This window comes from Paraburkholderia steynii, assembly GCF_900100565.1.
In the GTDB taxonomy this organism is placed as follows: domain Bacteria; phylum Pseudomonadota; class Gammaproteobacteria; order Burkholderiales; family Burkholderiaceae; genus Paraburkholderia; species Paraburkholderia terrae.
Genome location: NZ_FNDI01000002.1, coordinates 511,523 through 536,873, shown reverse-complemented (window position 1 = coordinate 536,873; position 25,351 = coordinate 511,523). Strand labels below are relative to the sequence as shown.

General features: G+C 63.4%; 20 protein-coding genes. All 20 read right to left on the bottom strand.

Going from position 1 to position 25,351, the window contains the following annotated elements:
• Nucleotides 1-27: 27 nt before the first annotated feature.
• The 20 genes from BLT65_RS06275 to BLT65_RS06180 all read right to left on the bottom strand — a co-directional run bounded on the left by BLT65_RS06275 (nt 28) and on the right by BLT65_RS06180 (nt 25,340).
• A complete protein-coding gene (locus BLT65_RS06275) occupies nt 28-1,635 on the bottom strand; it encodes a rhodanese-related sulfurtransferase (RefSeq protein ID WP_091776025.1) in 1,608 nt (535 codons plus the stop codon).
• A complete protein-coding gene (locus BLT65_RS06270; protein WP_091776022.1) occupies nt 1,632-2,228 on the bottom strand; it encodes a cysteine dioxygenase family protein in 597 nt (198 codons plus the stop codon). Before BLT65_RS06270 ends, BLT65_RS06275 begins: the two co-directional genes overlap by 4 nt.
• Nucleotides 2,228-3,043: a class II aldolase/adducin family protein gene (locus tag BLT65_RS06265; protein WP_091776019.1), complete on the bottom strand. Its 816-nt coding sequence runs from the start codon at nt 3,041-3,043 to the stop codon at nt 2,228-2,230. Before BLT65_RS06265 ends, BLT65_RS06270 begins: the two co-directional genes overlap by 1 nt.
• An 18-nt stretch (nt 3,044-3,061) precedes the next feature.
• The gene (locus BLT65_RS06260) at nt 3,062-4,138 is read right to left on the bottom strand and encodes an LLM class flavin-dependent oxidoreductase (protein WP_042311871.1); all 1,077 of its coding nucleotides are present in this window, start codon (nt 4,136-4,138) and stop codon (nt 3,062-3,064) included.
• Nucleotides 4,139-4,309: 171 nt separating this feature from the next.
• Complete coding sequence (locus BLT65_RS06255; protein WP_042311869.1) at nt 4,310-4,597, bottom strand: gamma-butyrobetaine hydroxylase-like domain-containing protein; 288 nt, start codon at nt 4,595-4,597, stop codon at nt 4,310-4,312.
• Nucleotides 4,594-5,589, bottom strand: coding sequence for a HEAT repeat domain-containing protein (locus tag BLT65_RS06250; protein WP_091776016.1), 996 nt, complete (start codon nt 5,587-5,589; stop codon nt 4,594-4,596). Before BLT65_RS06250 ends, BLT65_RS06255 begins: the two co-directional genes overlap by 4 nt.
• Before the next feature lie 29 nt (nt 5,590-5,618).
• Nucleotides 5,619-6,410, bottom strand: a complete 792-nt coding sequence (locus BLT65_RS06245) for an ABC transporter ATP-binding protein (RefSeq protein ID WP_091776010.1) — start codon at nt 6,408-6,410, stop codon at nt 5,619-5,621.
• On the bottom strand, nt 6,407-7,252 hold the full coding sequence (locus tag BLT65_RS06240) for an ABC transporter permease (RefSeq protein ID WP_091776006.1): 846 nt from the start codon (nt 7,250-7,252) through the stop codon (nt 6,407-6,409). The genes BLT65_RS06245 and BLT65_RS06240 overlap by 4 nt, the downstream gene beginning before the upstream one ends.
• Nucleotides 7,253-7,289: 37 nt before the next feature.
• Nucleotides 7,290-8,723, bottom strand: a complete 1,434-nt coding sequence (locus BLT65_RS06235; RefSeq protein ID WP_091776002.1) for an ABC transporter substrate-binding protein — start codon at nt 8,721-8,723, stop codon at nt 7,290-7,292.
• 64 nt (nt 8,724-8,787) lie between these two features.
• A complete protein-coding gene (locus tag BLT65_RS06230) occupies nt 8,788-9,033 on the bottom strand; it encodes a 4Fe-4S dicluster domain-containing protein (protein ID WP_035995390.1) in 246 nt (81 codons plus the stop codon).
• Between the two features lie 14 nt (nt 9,034-9,047).
• Nucleotides 9,048-10,814 carry a fumarate reductase/succinate dehydrogenase flavoprotein subunit gene (locus BLT65_RS06225; RefSeq protein ID WP_091775999.1) on the bottom strand — a complete coding sequence of 589 codons (1,767 nt, stop codon included), beginning with the start codon at nt 10,812-10,814 and terminating at the stop codon, nt 9,048-9,050.
• Nucleotides 10,811-11,602 carry a GntR family transcriptional regulator gene (locus BLT65_RS06220; RefSeq protein WP_091775996.1) on the bottom strand — a complete coding sequence of 264 codons (792 nt, stop codon included), beginning with the start codon at nt 11,600-11,602 and terminating at the stop codon, nt 10,811-10,813. Before BLT65_RS06220 ends, BLT65_RS06225 begins: the two co-directional genes overlap by 4 nt.
• A gap of 119 nt (nt 11,603-11,721) precedes the next feature.
• Nucleotides 11,722-15,261: an efflux RND transporter permease subunit gene (locus tag BLT65_RS06215; protein WP_091775992.1), complete on the bottom strand. Its 3,540-nt coding sequence runs from the start codon at nt 15,259-15,261 to the stop codon at nt 11,722-11,724.
• A 1,289-nt stretch (nt 15,262-16,550) separates the two neighbouring features.
• Nucleotides 16,551-17,507: a D-2-hydroxyacid dehydrogenase gene (locus tag BLT65_RS06210; RefSeq protein WP_091775989.1), complete on the bottom strand. Its 957-nt coding sequence runs from the start codon at nt 17,505-17,507 to the stop codon at nt 16,551-16,553.
• A 26-nt stretch (nt 17,508-17,533) separates the two neighbouring features.
• Entirely contained in the window at nt 17,534-19,522 is a 1,989-nt protein-coding gene (gene tkt, locus BLT65_RS06205) for a transketolase (protein ID WP_244186430.1), read from the bottom strand.
• A 102-nt stretch (nt 19,523-19,624) separates the two neighbouring features.
• Nucleotides 19,625-21,484: a TRAP transporter large permease gene (locus tag BLT65_RS06200; protein WP_091775986.1), complete on the bottom strand. Its 1,860-nt coding sequence runs from the start codon at nt 21,482-21,484 to the stop codon at nt 19,625-19,627.
• A 5-nt stretch (nt 21,485-21,489) separates the two neighbouring features.
• A complete protein-coding gene (locus BLT65_RS06195; RefSeq protein ID WP_091775983.1) occupies nt 21,490-22,533 on the bottom strand; it encodes a TRAP transporter substrate-binding protein in 1,044 nt (347 codons plus the stop codon).
• A gap of 149 nt (nt 22,534-22,682) precedes the next feature.
• Nucleotides 22,683-23,447: an SDR family NAD(P)-dependent oxidoreductase gene (locus BLT65_RS06190; protein WP_091775980.1), complete on the bottom strand. Its 765-nt coding sequence runs from the start codon at nt 23,445-23,447 to the stop codon at nt 22,683-22,685.
• Nucleotides 23,448-23,499: 52 nt separating this feature from the next.
• Nucleotides 23,500-24,498, bottom strand: a complete 999-nt coding sequence (locus BLT65_RS06185) for a transketolase family protein (protein WP_091775977.1) — start codon at nt 24,496-24,498, stop codon at nt 23,500-23,502.
• Entirely contained in the window at nt 24,495-25,340 is an 846-nt protein-coding gene (locus tag BLT65_RS06180; RefSeq protein WP_091775974.1) for a transketolase, read from the bottom strand. Before BLT65_RS06180 ends, BLT65_RS06185 begins: the two co-directional genes overlap by 4 nt.
• Nucleotides 25,341-25,351 lie beyond the last annotated feature (11 nt).

Below are 25,351 nucleotides of genomic sequence, written 5' to 3'. Positions count from 1 at the left end.
TTCTCGACGACTCCCGACGAGCGCAGATCAGATCACGAAGAACCCATGCGTGCCGTCGCGGTCCAGTTGCGCGACTAAACCGTATTCCCATTCCAGATACGCGTTCATCGCTTCGCGGGCATTGTCGGTGCCTTCATAGGGACGCCGGTAACGGTCGATGCGCGGCGAAGCGAGATGCGCATCGCCACTCTCGACAGGCAAACCCGCGCGTACCCAGGCCGACGTTCCGCCATCGAGTACATGCACCGGCTTGCCCGTCAACGCCGCGACTTCCGGCGCGATGTACGGCGCGAGCGCGTTCGTTCCGCACGTGAGCACATAGCGCTTCGCATCGGGCAACGCGCGCAGATCGTCGAAGGCATTCGACAGACGCGAGCGCACGATCCAGCGCGCGCCCGGTATATGCGCCTTCACATGATTGGCACTCGACGTCACATCGAGTACGACTGTGCCGCTCGCTTCATCCGCCAGCAGCGCCGCGAGTTCTTGCGGCGCGAGCGTTTGCGTCGAAGCAGGCTGCGGCTTCGCGGCTTGCCACGGGCCGCTTGCCGTCAGGTCGTCCGGCGATGCGGCGTCCACCACGTAGGTGTCGATGTTCATCTGCGCGAGCCACGAAGCCGTCATGTTTGCGCGCACGCCGTCGTCGTCGAACAGCACGACACGCGCGCCGCGCACAGGCGCGAACATGTCCGTCTCCTGCACGAGCTGCCCGCCCGGCGCGCCCTGAAAACCGGGTGCGTGCGCGCGTTCGTATTCGGCGGGCGTGCGCACGTCGAAGCGATACGTGGTGCGCGACGAGTCGGCGGCCCATCGCGCGGCCTCGTCGAGCGTGGTGCGGTTCACGCCCGCACGTTGCGCGAGCGCGAGTGCGGCACGCTGCGATGCATCGATGTCCGCCGCGTCGAGCCCCGCTTGCGGACCGAAGCGCCGGTCGCTGCCATGTTCGAGTTGCTGGCCCGCGAGCGTCCAGCCAATCGTGCCATTGCGCAGCGCGGCGACGGGATTCGGCAGCCCGGCATTGACGAGCGATTGCGTACCGATGATGCTGCGCGTACGCCCCGCGCAATTGACGATCACACGCGTGGTCGGCTTCGGCGCAAGCGCGCGTGCGCGCAGCACGAGTTCTGCGCCGGGCACGCTGATGCTGCCCGGAATGTTCATCGTCTGATATTCGTCGAAGCGGCGCGCGTCGAGTACGACGACGTCGTCGCCGTTCTTCAGCAACGCATCAACGGCTTCCGCCGAAAGCGAAGGCGTGTGCCGCTGCGCCTCGACGAATTCGCCGAATGCCTTGCTCGGCACGTTCACGTCGCGAAACACTTCACCGCCTGCGTGTATCCATCCGTCCAGCCCGCCCGCGAGCAACGCGACGTTCGTGTAGCCGAGCGACGTCAGTGTGTCGGCGGCGCGTTCCGCGAAGCCTTCGCCTGCATCGAACAACACGATAGACACGTCGCGGCGCGGCAGTCGCGTCCATGCGTCGAGTTCGACGCGCGACAGCGAGAGATTCGCTGCGAAGAGCGGGTGACACTGCGCATGCGGATCTTCTTCGCGCACATCGAGCAGCGCGATTTCATGCCTGGCGAGCAGCGCTTCGCGCACGTCTTCATAAGTGCGCACGGGATATGACTTCATGAATGACGACGTTCCTTGCTGAGGTCCCACAGGTTCGGGATGGTTTCGTTCGAATAGCCGGAGATGAAGGGCTTGTTAAGGCCGTCGGGCGCGTAGGTCGAGCGCAGCACGGCGCCGATGTTCGCGCCATAGACGTGAATGCTGACGGACACGCGATCATCATACGCATTGCGCACGCGGTGAATATCGCCGATTTGCGGCGAGACTGATTCGACAGCGCCTTTTTCAAGGCGTATTTCGTCGCCGGCCTGGCGCAGTGTGCCGTCGCTGTCGCGGGTATAAGGCGCGGCGAGTTCCGCGCCGCGCAGCACGCCGATCAAACCCCACACCGTGTGATCGTGGATCGGCGTCTGTTGTCCAGGGCCCCAGACGAAGCTGACCACGGAGAAGCGTTGCTGCACGTCGGCATACAGCAGGTATTGCTGATAGCGCTCCGTGGACGGTTGCGCAAAGGCCTCGGGCAGCCAGTCATCGGCGTGGATCAGCTCGCGCAACGCGTGGCCGCCACGTTCGAGCAATTCGGGTTCAGCGGTATCGGCATCGACGAGCGCCGCGATCTCGCTAACAAAATGACGCAGTTTGTGAATCGCCATCAGTCGAGCAGCTCCCGTTCCTCTTCGACGAGCCCTTCGTACAGGCTCTCGAACGAGTGCAGTGCGCCGCCCGGACGGCCGACCTGCTGATGCGTCAACGCGGCCATGTCCTGCGGTATTGGTTGCGGCGTGCCCGCAGCTTCGGCGAGCAGTTGCGCGTGGCAGGCGTTGTCGAGCGCGATGTACCACCATGCAGCCGCTTCGACACTCGGCCCGGCCGTCAGAATGCCGTGGTTCTTCAGGATCACCGCCTTGTGCTGGCCGAGCGCGTCGGCGATGCGCGCGCCTTCGTCCGTATCGAGCACGACGCCCCTGAAGTCGTCGAACAGCGCGTGGTCTTCGTAGAACGAGCACGAGTCCTGTGTCAACGGATCGAGCTTGCGTCCCAATGTGGACCAGGCTTTGCCGTACAGCGAATGCGTGTGCGCAGCGGCGACGACGTCAGGCCGCGCTTCATGAATCGCCGCGTGAATCGCGAATGCCGCCTGATTCACGGGGCCATCGCCGACGACGATCTCGCCATGTTGGTTGACGAGCAACAGGTCCGACACGCGAATGCGGCCGAAATGCTTGCCGAGCGGATTGACCCAGAAGTGATCGGTCCATTCGGGATCGCGCGCGGTGATATGACCCGCGAGACCTTGCGCGAAGCCATAGCGCGCGAACAGGCGGAATGCGCCTGCAAGGCGTTCCTGCCGATGGCGGCGTTCCTGCGCAAACGTGCGTTGCGGCGCAGCGTCGTCGTCGAACCAGAACTTGCGCACGGGCGTCTGGTGAAGCGCGAGTGACGCCGTATCGTGGAGTGCAGTGCTCATGTGTTTATAGGCTCCCGGTCACGCGGCGCGGCGGATGCGGGCGGTCAACTCGCGCGTCGTGGGAATCAGCTCGCGGCCGTAGTCGATTGCATCTTCGAGCGGATCGAAGCCGCGAACGAGGAAGGTCGTCACGCCGAGTTCGTAATACTCGGAGAGCGTTTGCGCGACCTGCGCCGGCGTGCCGACGAGCGCCGTCGAATTCGAGCGTCCGCCGATTTCCTTCGCAACTGCCGTCCACAGCCGGTCGTCGGCGCGCACGCCGTCTCCCGATGCGGCCAGCAGGCGCTTCGCACCTTCGCTCTGCTGCGGGCCGCCGCGCGAAAAACCCTGTTCGACGCGCAGACGCCGTGTTTCTTCGAGAATGTGCTCGGCGCGTTCCCACGCGGCCTTTTCCGTCGACGCGAGAATCGGGCGGAACGACACCGAGAAGCGCACGTTGCGGCCATGCTTTGCCGCTTCGGCACGTACGCGCCCGATCAGTTCCGCGACCTGTTGTTTCGATTCGCCCCACAGCGCGTAGACATCGGCGTGCTTGCCCGCGACGGCGAGCGCAGCCTCTGAAGCGCCGCCGAAATAGATCGGCACATGCGGTGTCTGCTTCGGCTTCACATCGGAGAAAGCCTTTTCAAAGCGATAGAAGCGGCCTTCATGATCGAACGGTTGGTTTTCGGTCCAGACGCGCCGCAGGATCTGCAGATATTCGTCGGTGCGCGCATAGCGTTCGTCGTGCGCGAGATAGTCGCCATCGCGGCGTTGGTCCTCGTCGCTGCCGCCGGAGATGAAGTGGACGGCGAGACGTCCACCGGAGAAATGATCCAAAGTGGCCAGTTGCCGCGCGGCCAGCGTCGGCGCGACGAAGCCGGGACGGTGCGCGAGCATGAAGTGAACGCGCGACGTCACGCTCGCCGCATAGGCAATCGTGATGGTCGCGTCGGGGCTCGTCGAACTGTGCGGCACGAGTATGCGATCGAAGCCCGCGTTCTCGTGGGCCTGCGCGAAGGCGCGCACATAGTCGGTATCGATCGCGGGGCCTTGGGGCAGATGCGTTTCCGATACCTTGCGCTGCTGGATCATGCCGATGAATTCGACGCTCACGTTGGCTCCTTGCCGTATGTTCCGCTTCGACGGACGATTGGATGTGAAAGCAGACGCGTCAAGCGTCTGCGGGTCGAAATCAGGCTATCACTGCGTTATGCAGAATTTAAATAGTAAATTCAGATAAAGATATCGAGTGCGCATGTTAGACGTTGGCTCGACATGCGTGAATCAGAGCGTTGCTGGCAAGCGTTCCAGAAATTCCCACGGGAAAATGCCACGTTCGTGGCTGTCGCTGAACAGCAGTTGGACGCCGTATCCGGCGGGGCGAACGTCCAGCACGGCGATGTCGTCCGGGACGACGGGCTCAGCACCACGCAGGCGTAGACGCTTGCATTCGGCGCAAGGGCAAAGCTGCCGCAGCACGCGATGCGTGACACACTGTGTCGCGCCGTCGGGCCAATGCAGCGTCAACGTGTGCGCTGCTTGGTCGATCTCGATGTGCCGGGGCGTTTTCATCGCGCGCTTTGCCCGATCTGCTGCAACGCGATCCGCACAGCCTTGCGGACTTCGGGATCGGCGTCGTTGAGTGCGTGTTCCAGCGGGGGTATCACTGATGGGTCGCGCAGTTCGCCTAGCGCGAGCGCCGCTTCCTTGCGCAAGTTGCTGATCGTGTGTGGAAGAAGTGCGACGAGCGGCTGCGCGGCGGCGCGGTCGCCCAGTTGACCCAAAGCTCGCGCCGCGCGCAGGCGCACTTGCCAGTAGGCGTCATCGAGCGCGGCAATCAGCGTGTCGCGGGCGGATTGCACACGCAGCTTGCCTAGCGTCGTGGCGGCTTCTTCGCGCACTTGCCACGCGGAATCGGCGAGTGTGTGTAGCAGCGCGTCGGCTATCGCGGCATCGTCCGCTGGCGCGAAACCCAATGCGCCGACGGCCGCGCGGCGAATCTCCGCGCTGGTGTCACGCGTCGCGACACGTGCGAGCGGCACGAGTGCGCGTGCGTCCTTGAGCCAGCCGAGCACGCCGACGGCTTCGATGCGCACGCCTGCATCGTCATAATCGAGCGCGCGTACTGCGGTTGAAAACGCGTCGGCATAACGCAGTTCGCGCAATGCGCGCAGTATGGCCGCCTTCACGAACGGCTCGGAGTGATCGACCCACAGGCACAACACTTCGCCGGAAGACGCGTCCTTCAACGCCGACAGACTCGATGCTGCAGCCTCGCGCACATCGTGTTCCGCGTCGGTCAACGCCTCGCACAACGCCGCGACGATCTCCTGTTGCTCCCATGCGCCGAGCACGCGCGCCGCTTCGCTGCGCACGTCGGCGGATTCATCGTGCTTCAGCGCGGCGACGATGGGTTGCAGCGCGTCGGGGTCTTCGAGGTCGGCGAGTTCGAGCAGCGCGATGCGTCGCACGACGGCATCTGCATCCGTGAGACGCGGCAACAACGCCGCCGCTTCCGGCGCGAGTGTTTGAGGATCGTAGGTCAGAATGGTCGGGTCGGTCATGGACGATCAAAGTGTGAAGTTGCGCGGCGTCATGCCATCTCGCGCAGCAGTGCAAGGCATTGGCGCTTGATATCGATGAAGGCGGGGTCGAGCGTCGTATCGTCGCGCCGCGGGCGCGGCAACGGCACCGGAATATCCGCGACCACGCGCGCCGGGCGCTGCGACAACATCAGGATACGGTCGGAGAGAAACAGCGCTTCTTCGATGTCGTGTGTGACGAACACGATAGTGGTGCGTACTTTTGCCCAGATATCGAGCAACAGCGTCTGCATCATGCGGCGCGTTTGCGCATCGAGCGCGCCGAATGGCTCGTCCATCAACAGCACGCGCGGCCGGTTGATCAGCACGCGCGCGATCTCGACGCGCTGCTGCATGCCGCCCGATAGCTGCGCCGGATAGTGTGAGTCGAAGCCGCCCAGTCCGACGAGTTCCAGCAGTTCCGCAGCCTGCCTGCGCCGCTCGCTCGCGCCGAGTCCCTTCATCTTGAGACCGAACGCGACGTTATCGATCACGCGCTTCCACGGAAACAGCGTGTGCTGCTGAAATACGAGGCCGCGTTCGGGATGCGGACGGTCGACAGCTTCATCGTCGACGGCGATCATGCCTTGCGTCGCGGCGATGTGGCCCGCTATCGCGCCGAGCAAGGTCGACTTGCCGCAGCCCGAAGGGCCGAGCACGCAGACGAACTGACCGGGCGCGATATCGACGTCGAGGCCGTCGAGCGTCGCGATGCGTGCATGCGGCGGCCCGACTTCGACGGCCAGCCCGCGCACGCTGATGCTGGCCGCCGTGGTGGCGGCTTCAATGGCGACGCTGCTCATCGGCGGGTCTCCTGCAGTCTGTACCACGGCGTCAGCGCGACACCGAGACGTTTGACGAGCACGCTGCTGCCCATTCCGAGCGCGCCGATCAGCGCCATGCCGACGACGATATCCGGGTAGTTCTGCAACGTGTACGACTCCCACGTGAAATAGCCGATGCCGTATTGACCCGCGATCATCTCTGCGGTGACGAGACAGAACCACGCGGTCCCCATGCCGATTGCGAGGCCCGTGAAAATCGCGGGCGCGGCGCCCGGCAGTATCACTTCCGTATAGAGCGCAAACGGTTTCGTACCGAGGCTCCGAGCCGTCGCAACAAGCCGTGGATCGACGCCTTCCACGCCATGCACGGTGTTGAGCAGAATCGGAAACAGCGCGCCGATGAACGTGATGAACATCATGCTGAGTTCCGACGACGGAAACATCAGGATCGCGAGCGGTATCCACGCGACGGCGGGAATCGGGCGCAGCACTTCGAGCGCGGGCAGCGCGGTATCTTCGACGGCGCGGTAGCGGCCGATCGCGAGACCGAGGCCGACGCCGGCCACAGCCGCGACACAGAAGCCCGCCAGCACGCGCCAGATGCTTGCGGCCAGATGCATCGGCAGCTTCGGCGAATGCAGCAGCGACCACAGGGCGGGCAGGGCATCGGAAGGCGCGGGCACGTTCGCGAACGTGATGAAGCCCGCCGACAGCCTGAAGTACACGGCCAGTTGCCAGAGCACGACGCATGCGGCGAGCGACGCCGCGCGCCATACGCGACGTTTGGTCGTTGGGGCGAAGCGGGGCGCGCGCTCGCGTGTCGATTCGCGTCTGTCGCGGAGTTCAAAGGTGGCGGCCATAGACGTTTTCCCGATGTGGCGTGACGATGAAACGCGCTCAGCGCGACGCGACGGCTTGCGCCGCGCCCGTTTTCGCGGCGGCATAATCGACGACTGAGCCTGAAACCTGTTGCGCGTACTGGTCGGCGCCTGCTTTTAGCAGGAACGCGGTGATCGCGCCATGTGCGTCCTTCACGTACCACGCCTGGTTCGCGAACAGCTTGAGGCCGTTTGCGTGATCGTGAACGAACACGGCACGCGCCTTGCCGCCCGACTGCTCGATCTTGCCGAGCGCCGCGAACGCTTCATCCGCCGATGCGTAATTGCGGACCTTCGCTTCGTTGTCGAGCCACACCTGGGCGACGTCGTTGAAGTCGCGGATCGGCTTGCCTGTCACGGCGTCGTTGGCGACGAGCGGTTGCTTCGCGTAGTTCTTCAGCGCGGCGTCGTAGTCGAGACCGGACTCCTTGAACGCCTGGCGGATATACCGGTCGTCGATGAACGTGTTCACATCCAGATCGACGTCCGTTTTCTTCAGCAGCTTGAGCGTTTCGATTGCGGTCGCCGTGGCCTGCCGGTACTCCGGCTTCCATGTGAGGTCGCGTGTCTGAAGGCCAAGCGGGCCGTGATACAGATAATCGACGGGTGCTTCGATGCCCGTCGTCTTCTGGATCAGCAAGCTGTATTTCTCGGGGTCTTGCGCGATCAGACGGTTCGCCTCGATGGCGGCGCGCAGATACGCGACGACCACTTCGGGGTACTTCTGCGCATAGGCTGCATCGACGAGCGCGCCGTGATACGTGGGCACATGGCTTTGCGCGCCGTCGTAAATCTTGCGCGCGATGCCGCGATAAGGAAACAGATCCGCGAACGGCACGAAGTCCGCATGCGCGTCGATCTTGTTCGCCTTCAGCGCGCTGCCCGCCACTTCCGGCGCTTGCGTGATGATGTTCACGTCCGTTTCGGGATTCCAGCCTTGCGCCTTGATCGCGCGCAGCAGCATGCCGTGCGACGTCGAGGCGAAGGGCACGGAAATCGTTTTGCCCTTGAGGTCGGCGATCGAACGGATCGGCGAATTCTCAGGCACGACGATGCCGTTGCCGCTGCCCTCCACGCTGCCCGACAACACGGTAATGAACTCGCTCTTGCGGCCCGCTTTCTGGAACGCCGCACCGTTCAGCGAGCCCGGAAAATCCGCCATCACGCCGAAGTCGAGCTTGCCCGCGACCATCTCGTTCGTGATCGGCGCACCGGACGTGAAGTCCTTCCATTGCACGTCGTAGGTCACGTCCTTGTATTTGCCCGTATGCGGCAGATACTTGTCGAGCAGATTCAGTTCGCGGATCAGCAGGCCGCCTGTCGCGCAGTTGATCGTCGTGTCCTGCGTGCCGATGGCGACGCGGATCGTTTCAGCATGCGCCGAGCCCGCAGTGAATGCGAGGGCGAGGGAAGCAACGGAGATGAAGTGCGGTAGAGCGTAGCGGATGGTCATGATGTCGGCTCTTTCGTTGGTATCAAGGCAAGGACAGTGAGTGCTGAATGCTCGCGTCGTTTCGCTAGCGCAGCAGATAGGGAATATCGACTTTCACGGCGCCCGTCGGGCAATCCTGTTCGCATGGCATGCAGTACCAGCATTCATCGAACTGCATATAGGCCTTGCCTTTGCTGACGTCGATCGCGAGCAGATCGAGCGGGCACACGTCGACGCATACCGTGCAGCCTTTATCGGCGATGCATTTGCTTTCGTCGATCGTGACGGGTGCCGCGCTTCGATGAAGAATGTCGTGTGGGGTGAAGGACATCGCGGGTGCTCCTGTCAGGCGGTCACATCGGCGAGCGCCTGGGCGTTCGCGCGCGGATCGGGTTTGTCGTCGTGAATGCGCAGGTTGCTGTATGAGCCGCGTTCACGTTCGTCGAGCGGCACGATGTATGGCTCGACCGCGCGTTTCTCGCTGGTCATGCGGCCCGATGCATCCTTGCGCAGATGCGTATGGCAGAACCAGTCGGCGTCGTTGCGCTGCGGATAATCGACGCGATGGTGATACAGGCCCCAGCGGCTTTCCGTGCGATACAGCGACGCCCGCGCGGCCATTTCGGCGCAATCGCGGATGGCACGGACTTCGGCGGCGCGCATCAGTTCATGCGGATGCGTGGCCTTGATCGACGCGATGTCGTCGCCGATTTCCTCGAAGCGTTGCAGGCCGATTTCCATCTTTCGTGTCACCTTAGGCGGTTGAAGATAGTCGTTGACCATCCGGCGCAGCTTGTACTCGACCTGCGCAGGCGCAAGCCCATGTTCGCGTTCGAGCGGCGCATAGACGCGCGCGCGTTCGGCATCGATCTGTTGTTGATCGGGCGGCGCATGTTCGCGGCCCGCAACGAAAGCGGCTGCGCTCTGACCTGCAAACCAGCCATACGTGAACGCGCCGAGCATGTAGTTGTGCGGCACGGCGGCCATGTCGCCGGCAGCGTAAAGGCCGCCCACCGTCGTCTCCGCGTGCTCGTTGACATACACGCCTGACGCGCTGTGCCCGCTGCAAAAGCCGATCTCGGAGATATGCATCTCGACCATCTGCTGCCGGTAATCGGTGCCGCGTCCCGCATGAAAGCGCCCACGGCTCGGACGTTCGTTCGTGTGCAGGATCTGCTCGATGGTCTGGATGGTTTCTTCGGCGAGGTGATCGAGCTTAAGAAACACGGGGCCGTTGCCGCTCTGGAGTTCCTGATAGAACTCCCACATCATCTGCCCGCTCCAGTAATCGCATTCGATAAAGCGTTCGCCTTTACCGTTCGCCGTGAAGCCGCCCAGCGGACCCGTCACATACGCGCAGGCGGGGCCGTTATAGTCCTTGATCAACGGGTTGATCTGGAAGCATTCGAGATTCGCCAGCGCCGCGCCCGCGTGATAGGCCATCGCGTAGCCGTCGCCCGCGTTGGTCGGGTTCTCGTACGTGCCCATCAGGTAGCCGGAGGCGGGCAAGCCGAGTCGGCCCGCCGCGCCGCACGACAGAATCACTGCTTTCGCGCGAACCACGTAGAACTCGGCCGTGCGGCAATCGAATCCCATCACGCCATTCACATTGCCCTGCGCGTCGGTCAACAGCCGCGTCGCAACGATGCGATTCGTGATCGCGATGCGCGCGCGTTTCAGTTGCCGGTACAGCACTTTCTTGATGTCGTGTCCTTCGGGCATCGGCAGCACATACGAGCCCATGTGATGCACTTTCTTGACCGCGTAATCGCCCGTGCCGTCCTTTTCGAACTTCACGCCCCAACGGTCGAGTTCCTCGATGGTCTTGAAGCTGTGCTTCGCGTAGGCGTAGACGGCGGCCTGATCGACGATGCCGTCGTTGGCGATCGTGATTTCCCGCGTGTATTGCTCCGGTGTCGCGTGGCCTGGAATGACGGCATTGTTCAGGCCGTCCATGCCCATCGAGATCGCGCCGCTGCGTTTGACGTTGGCTTTTTCGAGCAGCAAGACCTTCAGGTTCGGATTGGCTTCCTTCGCCTTGACAGCGGCCATCGGTCCCGCCGTTCCACCGCCGACCACGACGATGTCGTATTCGAGTACATGAGTGTTCATCGTGCTTTCCTCGTTGCGTTGTGCTTCGCGTTTTTGCCCGCTTTTTCGCGGTCGATACGGAAGCGGTACTGAAACGCATCGCCGCGAAAGTACAGATGTTCGTAATCGATCGGCGTGCCTGCCGCGTCGTGCGTAAGTCGGTCGATGCGCAACACGGGGCTGCCTTCCTCGACCCGCAGCGCGTCGACGATTTCGTCGTCGGCGAGGATCGCGTCGATTGCGACATCCGCATGGCCGAGCGGCACGCCACAGTCGTTTTCGAGGATCAGGAAGATGTCGCGCGTGACGAGATCGGCATTCGCCAGACGCGTGCCGAGCGCTTCGGGAAGCCACGTCAGTTCGAGCGATACGGGCTCGCGGTTCAGCAGCCGCACGCGATGGATTTCCGTGACGGGCGCACCTTCTTCGAGGCCAAGGCGCGCGGCCACGTTGCGATCGGCTTCGACGACGCGAAAGCTGCGCAACTGGTTGACGATCTCATAGCCCATCGATGACATCGCTTCCGCAAAGCCCTGCAGCGAACTCACGTTCTGAAACGCCTTGGGTTTCGATACGAACGTGCCTTTACCGTGCAGCTTGAACAACAGGCCTTCTTTTTGCAGGTCGCCGAGCGCCTGGCGTACGGTGATGCGGCTCACGCCGTACATCGCGCAGAGTTCGTGCTCGGACGGCATCTGCGAATGCGGCGCATAGGTGCCGTCGAGAATCTGCACGCGCAGCGCATCTTTGATCTGCGCGTAGAGCGGAACGGAGGCGACGGGGGCGAGGGGGCTGGCCGGTTTCGACATGGCTCAACTTGTTATGACAAGATGAGTTGCAGTCTAGTGAGCGCAATCCGGCGGCCAAACCAACTATTTCTGCTATCTATTTGAGCAAACGGCGGGAATAGATCGCGTTATCCGGGTATTTACTGAAGCGCCCGCCGTGCAAAACGCGAGCGCAGCCAGACGCCGAGGCGGTCGACATACAGGTACACCACGGGCGTCGTATACAGCGTCAGTATCTGGCTCACGATCAATCCGCCGACAATCGAAATGCCCAGCGGCCGCCGCAGATCGGCGCCTTCGCTGCTGCCGAGCGCGAGCGGCAGCGCGCCGAGCAGCGCGGCGCAGGTCGTCATCATGATGGGGCGAAAGCGCATCAGGCTCGCGTGGTAGATCGCGTCGCGCGGCGACATACCCGAGCGCGACGCGTCGATCGCGAAGTCGACCATCATGATCGCGTTCTTCTTGACGATGCCGATCAGCAGAATGACGCCGATCAGCGACATCACCGTGAACTCGACGTGAAACAGCATCAGCGCGAGCAGCGCGCCGACGCCCGCTGAGGGCAGCGTCGACAGAATGGTCAGCGGATGCGCGTAGCTTTCGTACAGCACGCCGAGCACGATATACACGGAAAGCAGCGCGGCGGCCACCAGTAGCGGCTCGTCCGACAGCGACTGCTGGAAGGTACGCGCCGTGCCTTCGAAGCTCGCGTGGAGGGATGCGGGCATGCCGATGTCGATCATCGTGCGGTTGATAGCCGTCATCGCTGTCGAGAGCGATTCATGCGGCGGCAGGTTGAAGGAGATCGTCGTGGCGACGAAACTGCCCTGATGGTTCACGCCGAGGGCGGTGTGGCCGGGTTTGAAGCGCGCGAACGCGCTGAATGGAATCATCGTTTCCTGCGCGGTGCTGACGGACGTGCCCGCCGATGCGCTGGAATGGCCGCTTGCCGCGAGCGAATTGATCGCGAGGTTGCGGGCCGAGTCGGCGGCGACGGTCGCGGCGCTACTCGTTGTAGTCGAGGTCGTGCCGCTCGTACTCGTGCTGTTCAGCGCGGGAACGGCTAGCGCGAACGGCGTTGCGCCTGCTGTGGGAAGCGTGACGGTGACGTCGGATGCCGCGCTCGTGCTGCTGGCTGCATCGGCGCTCGTCGCGGACGTGGCACTTGTCGACGCTGCGATAGGTTCAGTAGGCGTCGCCGTGCCGCCTGGCGTCGTGACAGCCTGCGCAAATCCGGCAGCCTGCGCGGCATTCGAACTGCCTTGTGACGTGCTCGCGGCGGTCGGGCCGCTGACTGTACCCGCGACGAAGTTCGTCGACTGCGTGCCGCTCGGTGAGCCGCCCGACGTGCTGACATACAGATCGTTCAGCGTCTCCGGATGCTGCCAGTAACGCGGCGCGACTTCCATCACGACATAGTATTGGTTCATCGGGTTGTAGATCGTCGAGACGAGCCGTTGACCGTACGCGTCGTACAGCGTGTTGTCGATCTGCGCGGGCGTGATGCCGAGGCGCGCGGCCGTCGCGCGGTCGATATCGACATCGGCTTCGAGTCCGCTTTGTTGCTGGTCGGAGTTGACGTCTTCGAGTTCGGGCAGCGACTGCAACGCCTGAGTCAGGCGCGGCGCCCATTTGTACACGTCGGCGCTCGTGTCGCCTAGCAGCGTCAACTGATACTGCGCGTTGCTCTGCCTGCCGCCGACGCGAATGTCCTGCACGGGTTGCAGATAGAGACGCGCGCCCGCCACTTCGTTCAACTTGGGACGCAGCCGCGCGATCACTTCATCGGCTGTCTGGTTACGTTCTGACAGCGGTTTCAGCGACACGAACACGAAACCGGTATTGGTCTGACGTCCGCCTGTGAAGCCAACAACGCTCGCTACTGCAGGGTCCGAGCGGACGATTTGCATCAGATGCTTGAGCTTCGTTTCCATCGCCTGAAACGACACGCTCTGATCGCCCTGAATGCCGCCGATCAAACGGCCCGTGTCTTCCTGCGGGAAAAAACCCTTGGGAATCTCGATGTAGAGAAACACGTTCAACGCGATGGTGACGAGCAGCAACGACATCATCAGCAACGGATGGCGCAGCGACCAGTCGAGCGTCCGCGCGTAACCTTCACGCATGCGTTCCAGCGGCTGCGTCAGCAAATGCGAGAGACGTTGCATACGCGATGCGTTGCCGCCGTTATCGCGCTTTGTGCTCGCGAGCAGCCGTGAACACATCATGGGTGTAGTCGTGAGCGATACAGCGAGCGAGACGAGTATCGCAACCGATAGCGTCACCGCAAACTCCCGAAACAACCGCCCGATGATGCCGCCCATCAGCAAGATCGGAATGAACACGGCAATCAGCGAAATCGAAATCGACAGCACGGTGAAGCCGACTTCGCGGGCGCCGAGCAGCGCCGCCTGCATGCGCGACTTGCCCGCTTCGAGATGCCGCGCGATGTTTTCGAGCACGACGATCGCATCGTCGACGACGAAGCCCGTTGCCACGGTCAAGGCCATCAGCGACAGATTGTCGATCGAATAGCCGAGCAGATACATGACCGCAAACGTGCCGACGATCGACACGGGCACGGCCGCGCTCGGAATCAACGCGGCCCGCGCGCTGCCGAGAAAGAAGAACACGACGAGTATCACCAGCGCGACGGCGATCAGCAGGGTGGCTTCCGTGTCGCGCAGCGAGGCGCGGATCGTCGTCGAGCGGTCGGAGGCTTCGAGGATGTCGACATCGGCGGGCAGCGCGGGCTTGAGTTGCGCGACGGTCGCGCGGATGCCGTCGACGGTACTGATGATGTTCGCGCCGGGCTGCCGGTAAAGCATCACCAGCACTGACGGCTGATTGTCGCCGGCGAGGCCGAGATTGCGCAGATCCTCGACGGAATCGACGACTTCGGCGACGTCCGACAGGCGCACGGCTGCGCCGTCGCGATACGCGATCACGAGGTTCTTGTATTGCGCGGCGGTGCGTGCCTGATCGTTCGCATAGAGCTGGAAGCGCCTGCCTTCGCTTTCGATGATCCCTTTCGGACTGTTGGCATTTGCCGATGCGAGCGCCGCGCGAACGTCTTCGAGGCCTATGCCGTAGTGATAGAGCGCGGTCGGATTCAACTCGACGCGCACGGCGGGATTGGCCGAGCCGTTCACGTCCACTTCACCGACGCCGGGCAATTGCGACAGCGACTGCACGAGTATCGTCGACGCGAGATCGTAGAGCTTAGCCTGCGTGAGCGTGTGTGACGTGAGCGAGAGAATGAGGACGGGCGCGTCGGCGGGATTGACCTTGCGATAGGTCGGATTGCTCTTGAGGCTCGACGGCAGATCGGCGCGTGCGGCGTTGATCGCGGCCTGCACGTCGCGCGCGGCGCCGTCGATGTTGCGGTCGAGGCCGAATTGCAGCGTGATGCGCGTCATGCCTACGGAGCTTTGCGAGGTCATTTCGGTGACGTCGGCGATCTGTCCGAGATGACGTTCGAGCGGACTCGCGACGCTGTTCGCGACTGTGTCCGGACTTGCGCCGGGCAGACTGGCCTGCACGGAGATGGTCGGGAAATCGACTTGCGGCAGCGGCGCAACGGGAAGCCGGGCGAAAGCGAATATGCCTGCGAGCGCGATGCCAAGCGAAAGCAGCGTCGTCGCCACCGGGCGTTCGATAAAGGGACGCGAAAGGTTCATCAGCGGTTGTCAAAGGCGGCCCGTGCGCGAGGGCATGCGGCGGGCGGGGTGACAACGATGCTAGGGGGCGCCGCGTGACGGCGGGTTACGGAGGTGTAGTTTTGCGTTACCGCTTGTCGCGGTGGAAACAGATGTTAGTTTTGTTGTTCGGGGGAATGGGGCTGACTGTCTGCGACGCTTTCCCTCTGCTAGCCTTGTTTCGCTGATTAGCGGCTGATGCAGCAGCATGTGGTGCCCATGCGCGGCTTGTGTTGGACGTAAGTAGTCTTTATGGGTATTGCAAGCCGTGCGCTGGCGGTTCGTCAGAATTTATGTGGCACCTTCGCGGTGCAGGCGGTTTGGTTTTTTGGGTTTTCGCTGCTCTTAGGCGGAGTGGTGTTTGCTGCGCAAGCGGTTTGGTTGATCTGGCCTTTGCGCTGGCATCCGCGTTATGTCTTCGTGGCGCGGCTGGTTTGGTTTGCCTGTTCTTGCGCTGGCATCCGCGCTTCGTTAGCGTGCTTCACGCGTCGCCCCTGTGCGGGGCGGCACCTACTTTTCTTTGCCGCCGCAAAGAAAAGTAGGCAAAAGAAAGCGGCTCGCACCGCCAGTTCTTGTGTTTGCCTGAGGGCCCCCACAGGGTCTTACGCGTCACACGGCAATCACGTGACCCATGTTCGTTGCCAACGCATTGAAAGAGCGCCTCACCTGCTCCACGCGCCCGCGTTGCGGCACGCCGTGCCAGATAGTCCACCGCCGCCCAGGTGCCAAACTGTGTGTCGGCCGTGGTACTGCACACGCCTCACTCCGGACCGAATAGCGCAGGCGTTCCACCCTGTAAGAACGCCAAGCTGTATGCCGCGACAACCTACACACAGTTTGCCACCTGGGCGGCGCAAACCATTCGCTGCCGCTAGCCTGAGTACGGGTATTTGACGCGGGTGAGGCATTCATTCAAAGCGTTGGCAACGAGCACCAACCAGGGCACTGCCGTGTGAAGCATGGGGACGTTGGGGGCCCCTGGATAAGAACACGGGCTGGCGGTGTGAGCCGCTTTCTTTTGCCTACTTTTCTTTGCGGCGGCAAAGAAAAGTAGGTGCCGCCCCGCACAGGGGCGACGCGTGAAGCACGCTAACAAAGCGCGGATGCCAGCGCAAAGGCCAGAACAACGAAACCGCCCGCACAGCGAAGACCCAACCCGGATGCCATCGCAAAGGCCAGAACAACGAAACCACCCGCACAGCAAAGACCCAACCCAGATACCAGCGCAAAGCCCAAAACACCGACCAGCGTCGCAGACAAGAAACCTCGCGCTACACGACCACATTCACCGGCGCGCCGCCGACAAACCTCGCAATGTTATCCATCAACTGATCCGCCAGCGCCTGCTGCGCCTCATCCGATGCCCACGCGACATGCGGCGTCACAATCACATTCGGGCGACTCGCAATACGCATCAGCGGATTATCATCCCCAGGCGGCTCGCCAGACAGCACATCAAACCCAACGCCGCTAATCAGCCCTTCATCAAGCGCGCGCACCAGCGCATCCTCATCAACGAGCCCACCACGTGCCGTGTTAATAATGAGTGGCTTGCGCCTCATCGCGCGAAACTCTTCCATAGCGAGCATGCCGCGCGTTCGCGGCGTCAGCGGGCTATGAATCGTGATGATGTCGCTCGTCGCGAGCACCTCGTCCCACGGCGTATAAAGCGGACCCAGCCCATCGCGGCCCTTGTGCGCCGCAAACAGCGCACGCATGCCGAATGCCTTGCCGATCTCGGCAACCCGCTGCCCAAGCACGCCTTCTCCGATAATGCCGAGCGTCATGCCGCCGAGATCATGTATCGCGTGATTGAAGAAGCAGAACTGCCCGGACTTCTGCCACTCGCCATTCAACACGTCGTCGCGATACGCGATCAGATTGCGCCGCAGCGCGAGCATCAATGCGAAAGTATGCTCGGGCACGGTGTTCACCGCGTAGCCGCGAATGTTCGATACGCGGATGCCGTGCTTTTCGCATGCTTCCTTGTCGACGCAATCGGTCCCCGTCGCGGCGACGGCCACGAGCTTCAGCGACGGCAAGCGGGCGAGCGTATCGGCAGTGAGCGGCACCTTGTTCGTGATGGCGATGGTCGCGCCTTCCAGACGCGCGACGACCTGATCCGCCTGGGTATGGTCGTACTCGATGAACTCGTGTTCGAACGACGGCCGCGTGAGCCGGATTTGCGGCGCGAGCGTCGCGCGGTCGAGAAAGACGATCTTCTGCATGCTGGTTCCTGTTGATGTCCGATCGGTCAGAGATGACGCTTGGCTTCCGCGACGATATGCGCGGGAGTGATGCCGAAATGCTCGTACAACGCTTCCGCCGGGCCGGACGCGCCAAATCCTGTCATGCCGACAAAGCCGCCGCGTTCGCCGAGATAGCGGTCCCAGCCGAATCGCACGGCCGCCTCGACGCCGACGCGGACCGTGTCCACGCCCAGCACAGCGCGGCGATACGCGTCGTCCTGTTCGTCGAACAGTTCCCAGCAGGGCAAAGAAACGACGGCAGTCGGAATGCCTTCCTGTTGCAGACGTTCGCGTGCCGCAACCGCCAGCACGACTTCCGAACCCGTCGCGAGCAAGGTGACCGCGCGCTTGCCGCCTTCGGCTTCGGCGAGTACGTAGCCGCCGCGCGCGCACAGGTTGTCCGCGCTCGAACGCGTGCGCACGAGCGGCAAGGTCTGTCGCGCAAACACCATCGTGCTCGGGCCGCTGCGATGCTCGTACGCGAGCGCCCAGCACTCGGCGGCTTCGACGGCATCGGCGGGACGGAACACGCGCATGTTCGGCATGGCGCGCAACGAGGCGAGAATCTCCACCGGCTGGTGCGTCGGCCCGTTCTTGCCGACGCCGATCGAATCGTGGCTGAACACGAATTTCACGGGCAGGCCCATCAGCGCAGCCATCCGCATCGCGGGGCGTTCATAGTCGGCGAACGCGAGATAGGTGACGGCCAGCGGAATCACGCCGCCGTGCGCGGCCATGCCGTTCGCCATCGAGCCCATCACGTGCTCGCGCACGCCGCAATGCACGTATGCGCCGCTGCGATCTTCGGCGGTGAAGGCGTGCAGGCTGCGCTTGTGGCTCGTCGGCGCTTCGAGGTCCGCGCAACCGACCATGCGCTCGGGCAATTGCGCGAGCAGATCGTTGATCTCGGCGGAAATCATGATGCCCGCCTGGCCTTCACCTTTTTCGATCGCCTGCTTTTTATAGTCTTCCAGCACGCGCTGCCAGCCTTCGGGCAAGCGGCCCGCCTGAATGCGCTCGAATTCGGCGCGCGTGTCGTCGGGCAACGCGGCGAGACGTTCGTGCCACGCGAGGTATTCGCGTTCGCTGCGCCGGCCCGCTGCGCGCCATTCGTCGAGCACGTCGCGCGGAATGTCGAACGATGCGTGCGGCCAGTTCAGTTCGTTGCGCGCCGCGTCGGCGTCGGCTTCGAACAGCTTGCCGCTGTGACCACCGCGTTGTCCTTGCAGACGCGCGATGCCGCGCGCGATCACCGTGCGGCAGGCGAGCATCGACGGGCGCGGATCGCGTCTCGCTTCGGCGAGCGCAGATGCGAGTGCGTCGAGATCGTGGCCGTCGACTTCGATTACATGCCAGCCCGCGACGCGAAAACGCTCGCTCACGTCTTCGCTGATTGACAGCGTGGTGCTGCCGTCGTCGGTGATGCGGTTGTCGTCCCAGCAGAGAATCAGCTTGCCGAGCTGTAGATGCCCTGCAAGCGAGATCATTTCCTGCCCGACGCCTTCCTGCAGGCAGCCATCACCGACGAACGCATAGGTGTGGTGGTTGACGATTGCGTCGCCGAATTTCGCGTTCAGATACGCTTCGGCGACGGCCATGCCGAACGCGTTCGCGATGCCTTGCCCGAGCGGCCCGGTCGTGACCTCGATGCCGGCCGCGGTATTGAACTCGGGATGCCCCTCGCAATGCGAGCCCATTTCGCGGAACGAGCGGATCTGATCGATGCCAAACTGCGCGTAACCCGTCAGGTGCAGCAACGCATAGAGCAGCATCGAACCATGTCCGTTCGACAGCACGAAGCGGTCGCGATCGGGCCATTGCGGATCGGTGGGATTGAACTTCATGTGCTGCGTGAACAGGGCAGTCGCGATCTCGGCCATGCCGAGCGGCACGCCCTGATGGCCTTCGCCGGCGCGCACGATGGCGTCGATGGCCAGAAAACGGATCGCGTTGGCAAGCGGTCGCGTTTCGAGCGACGGCATGAGTGCGGACATGACTTCTCCTTGCCGCTGCGCGCATCGCGCGGCGGCTATCGCAAGTTGGATAGGGTAAAAAAAGAAGCGCGCTGCGTCGTGCAACGGACGCAGCGCAATGCGTCAGTGCAGGAACCCGATCGAGATCCACGGCACGGCGGCAACGACGATCAGACCGACGATCAGCGCCGCGATGTAGCCGACGATCGGCTTCATGCCTTCGTCAGGATGAATGCGGCTCACCGCGCACGCCGAGTAGTAGCCGACGCCGAACGGCGGCGCGAACAGGCCCACGCCCATCGACAGAATCACGACCATCGCGTAATGCACGTCGTGAATGCCCATTTGCCGCGCGATGGGGAACATCAGCGGGCCGAACAGCACGATCGCGGGAATGCCTTCGAGCACGCTGCCGAGCACGATGAACACCAGCATCGACGCGGCCATGAACATCGCGGCGCCGCCGGGTAAGCCGCCCAGCGTCTGCGCGAGCTGTCCCGAGAAGCCGGATTGCGTGAGCGCCCACGCCATGCCCGTCGCCGCGCCGATGATCAGCAGGATCGCGCCCGACAGCGCGGCCGTGTCGATCAGCATCGGCTTGAGCCGCGCCCATTCGAAGCGGCGATAGATCAGCAGACCCGCGAGCACCGCATACGCAATGCCGATCGTCGACACTTCCGTCGCGGTCGCGACGCCTTCCACCACGGCGAGCCGGATCACGAAGGGCAGCGCGAGCGCAGGCACGGCGATCGCGAGCTTGCGCAGGATTTCACCGCGTGTCGCGCGGCGCACGGCCGACAGATCGTCGCTGCGATAGCGCCACCAGACGACGCCGCACAACGTAATAGCGAGCACGATGCCGGGCAGCATGCCGCCCGTGAATAGCGCGGAGATCGACACGCCCGTCACCGAGCCGAGCGTGATCAGCACGAGGCTCGGCGGAATCGTCTCGGTCTGCGCGCCGGTGGCGGCGAGCAGCGCGACGAGGTCGCCGGGCTTTGCGCCGCGCGCCTTCATCTCGGGGAACAGCACGGGCGCGATGGCGGCCATGTCGGCCGCTTTCGAGCCGGAGATGCCCGACACCAGATACATCGCGCCGACCAGCACATAAGAAAGACCGCCGCGCACGTGGCCGAGCAGGCTGGCGAGAAACGCGATCATCGCGTTGGCCATGCCCGTCATTTCGATCAGTTGCCCGAGGAACACGAAGAGCGGCACGGACAGCAGGATCAGATGCGACATGCCTTCGTCCATGCGCCCGACCACCACGCTGAGCGGCGTGCTCGTCGTCAGTGCGAGATAGCCGAAGGTCGCGAGCCCGAACGAGAACGCGATGGGCACGCCCGACAGCACGCACAACGCGACAAGGCCGACGAAGAAAATCAGCAGGTTCACGTTGCCCAGTTCGTGCAGCAGCGGGCTCACCGCAACGAAGCCGCCCGCGATCGCCGCGACCAGCGCGAGCGCCGCAATCGTCATCTGCCAGTTGGAGGTGCGGATCAGACGCAGGCAAGCGACGGCCAGCATCAATGCGCAGCCGACTGGCAGGGCCGCGGCACGCCACGAGTTCGAGATTTCGAGCGCGGGCGTCGTGATGAAGCCTTCGTCCTGCGCGAACTCGACGGCGGGTCCGATCACCAGCAGCAGAAACGCCAAAGGCGCGGCGATCGCGACGACATCGAGAAACGCGCGCACGGCGGGCGACGCCTTGCCGACGAGCGCCGTCATCCGCATGTGCTCGCCGCGACGCAAGGCGATGACGGCGCCGAGCATCGCCAGCCAGAGGAACAGCATCGACGCGAGTTCGTCAGACCAGACGAGCGGCGTGTGCAGCAGATAGCGGCTCGTGACGCCGGCGAGCAGCACGAAGATCTCGGCGACCACGAGCAGCGCAGCCGGAATCTCGACGACGTGCGCGAGCAGGTTGTCGATCACGCTGACGATACGGCGCGGCGACGGATGCGGGAAAGAGATGGTGTGCATGGCGTTTACACCAGTTTGCCGACGTACTTTTCGAGCAGGCTCCAGCCCTGGTCGCCGTATTTCCCTTTCCAGTCGCTATAAAAGCTCGTTTTGCGCAGCGCGTCGCGGAACGCTGGGCGGTCCACGTCGACGAGAGTGACGCCCTTGGCCTTCAGATCGTTGCGCAGCGAGCCGTTGAGCTTCGCGATGTCCGCACGTTGCAGCATCCCGGCCGCTTCGAATTCGCGCGTGACGATCGCGCGCATGTCGGGCGGCAGTTTTTCCCACGCACGGCGGTTGCCGAGAATCCAGTAACCGTCCCACACGTGCGACGTGAGGCTGATCGATTTCTGCACTTCGTACAGCTTGGCCGTCGCAATGATGGGCAGCGCGTTTTCCTGTCCTTCGACAACGCCCGTTTGCAACGCCGAATACAGTTCGTTGAAGTTGATGGGGGCGGGGCCGGCGTCGAGCGCCTTGAAGAGCGACGTGAGCATCGGCGCCTGCGGCACGCGGATCTTGAAGCCCTTCAGGTCCGTAGGCGTCTTGATGACGCGCGTCGACGAACTGACCTGGCGGAATCCGTTGTCCCATACCTTCGATACGGTCACGATGCCCGTCTTCTCGATCTGCGCGCGGACATACGCGCCGAGGTCGCCGTCCATTGCTTTCCAGACGGTGTCGTAGTCGGGGAAGGCGAAGCCGGTGTTGACGATGCCCGCGGCGGGCGCGAGCGTCGCGAGAATCGACGATGCCTGGTTGAAGAACTCGACGCCGCCGCTGCGCACCTGCGACAGCAGATCGGTGTCCGAGCCGAGCTGGTTGGACGGGAATACCTTGATATCGAGCTTGCCGTTGGTCGCGGCGCGGATCTTGTCGCAGGCCTGTTGGGCGCGGACATTCACCGGGTGGGTCGGGTCCTGGCCCGTCGCGAGCTTGTACGAGAAGTCGGCAGCTGACGCGCGGCGGATCGACAGGCCCCAGAGCGGCCCCGCGGCAGCGACGCTCGCGCCGGCTTTCAGAAAGGTGCGTCGGTCGATGCCGCGGCGGATAGTCGTGCGGTTGCTCATGATGTCTTCCTCCAATACGGATGTGATGCATCGGTATAGTTGTATTCGCGGACAACGTGCTCTGCGGCGCGTTTGCCTGTGTACGGCGACTGCGTTGTCGCGCGCGGCTGGCTTGACCGGGCCGCGCGTCGGTGGGGGTTATCCGTGCGTCAGCCGTGGATCAGCATGCCGCCATTCACGTCGATGACGGCACCCGTGATGTACGACGAAATCGGCGATGCGAGAAACAGAAATGCGCCTGCTACGTCGTCGGGCAGTCCGAGCCGGTTTAGCGGAATACCGGCAAGAATCTCGCCGCGCTTGTCGTCGGGAATCTTGCCCGCGTTGATGTCGGTTTGAATCAGGCCGGGCGTCACGCAGTTCACACGGATGCCATCGGGACCGAGTTCGCGCGCCATCGCTTTGGCGAGTCCGAGCACGCCTGCTTTCGCTGCCGAATAGTGCGGGCCGCCGAGAATGCCGCCGCCGCGCTGCGCCGATACCGACGACATGCAGCCAATCGAGCCGCTTTTCTGCTTCTTCATCTGCGGCACGACGGCTTGTGACAGATACAACACGCCGCGCAGGTTCACATCGAGAATGCGGTCCCAGCTTTCGGAATCGATATCGAGCAGCTTCACGGCTTGCGTGATGCCTGCGTTGTTGATGAGCACGTCGATCGCGCCGAAGTCCGCGACGATCTGTTCAACGGCGGTTTGGCACGCCTGTTTGTCGGTGACGTTGCACACATAGCCGCGATGCTCGGGGCCGATCGACGCCGCTGCATCCCGTGCCGCCGAGGCGTCGAGATCGAGGATCGCGATTTTCGCGCCGTGCTGCGCGAACATGCGCGCGGTGGCCATGCCGATGCCACGCGGCGATGCGGCGCCGGAAATGACGGCGACCTTGCCGTCGAGAAGACGCGACTCTGACATGATGCTGTTCTCCTGAATGCTTGATTAGGGGTTGTGGTGTTGCTACAGGCTGTTAGCCGAGCCAGCCTTTGATGGTGTCGCACATCGCATCCGTCGAGATGCCGTAGCGATCGTGCAGCGTGGGCAGGGCGCCCGCATCGAGGAACTCGTCGGGCAGCGCGATCTGGCGGAACGGCGGCGTGACGCCCGCGCCCAGCAGCGTGCGCGCCACTGCTTCGCCGAGCCCGCCGATCACCGTATGGTTCTCCGCGACGATCACCATGCGTCCCGTGCGCTTTGCTTCGCGCAGGATCGTGGCGGTATCGAGTGGCTTGATGGTCGGCACATGCAGCACGCCGACGCCGATGTTGTCCGCTTCCAGCGCCTTCGCCACTTCGAGCGAGCGCATCGTCATGATCCCGGACGAGATCAGCAGCACCTCGTTGCCGTCGCGCAGCAGCTTCGCCTTGCCGAGTTCGAACTTGTAGTCGTATTCATCCAGCACGGCGGGCACGTTGCCGCGCAATAGACGCGCATAGACAGGGCCTTTGTGCGCGGCGATCGCGGGCACCATCTGTTCGATATCGAGCGCGTCGCATGGATCGATCACCGTCATGTTCGGCATGGCGCGCATCAGCGCGAGGTCTTCGGCGGCCTGATGGCTCGGGCCGTAGCCTGTCGTGAGGCCGGGCAGTGCGGCGACGATCTTCACGTCGAGGTTGTCTTCGGCGATCGCCTGATGGATGAAGTCGTAGGCGCGGCGCGTGGCGAACACCGCGTAGGTCGTCACGAACGGCTGTGCGCCTTCATGCGCGAGGCCAGCGGCTGCGCCCATCAATAGTTGCTCGGCCATGCCCATCTGGTAGTAACGGTCAGGAAACTCCTTCCCAAAGATGTGCAGGTCGGTGTACTTGCCGAGATCGGCCGTCATGCCGATCACGTTGCTCTTCGTGCGCGCCAGTTCGGCGAGCGCGTGGCCGAACGGCGCGGAACGCGTGACCTGGCCTTCGCCTGCGATCGAGGCGATCATCGCCGACGTTTTCAGCTTGGGTTTCCTGGCGACGGTGCTCATGCTTGTCTCCCGGCTTCGAGTGCTTCGAGCGCGAGCTTCCACTCGTGTGCGTCGACGCGGATGAAATGGTTCTTCTCGCGTTCTTCGAGGAACGGCACGCCGCAGCCCATCTTCGTATCGCAGACGATGATGCGCGGTTGCGGTTTGTCGTGATGACGGGCGTTGTCGAAAGCCTGCTTGACGGCGTCGATGTCGTTGCCGTTCACGCGTTGCGTGTACCAGCCGAATGCCTCGAGCTTCTCGACGAGCGGCTCGAAGGCCATGATCTGCGTCGATGGACCATCGGCCTGCTGGTTGTTGACGTCGACGATCGCGATCAGGTTGTCGAGCTTCCAGTGCGCGGCGGACATGACGCCTTCCCAGATCGCGCCTTCGTCGAGTTCGCCATCGGAGAATAGCGTGTAGACGAATGAGTCCGAGTTCTTGCGCTTCAGTCCCAGGCAACGGCCGACGGCAATCGTCAAACCGTGGCCGAGCGAGCCGCCTGACATCTCCATGCCAGGCGTGTAGCTCGCCATGCCGGACATGGGCAGACGGCTGTCATCGCTGCCGTAGGTTTCGAGTTCGTCGGCGGGCAGGATGCCGGCTTCGAAGAGCGCGGCGTACAGCGCAATCGCGTAGTGACCGTTCGACAGCAGGAAGCGGTCGCGGCCTTCCCATTCGGGGTCTTCGGGGCGGTAGCGCATGGCGCCGAAGTAGGCGACGGCGAGCGCGTCGGCAATGTCGAGCGCCTGGCCGATATAGCCCTGGCCCTGTACTTCGCCCATTAGCAGCGCGTTGCGGCGGATGCGGTAGGCGTGTTCCGCGAGTTGGGCGGTCTGCCCGGCTTCGCTCGTATTCACGCGTGTCTCCT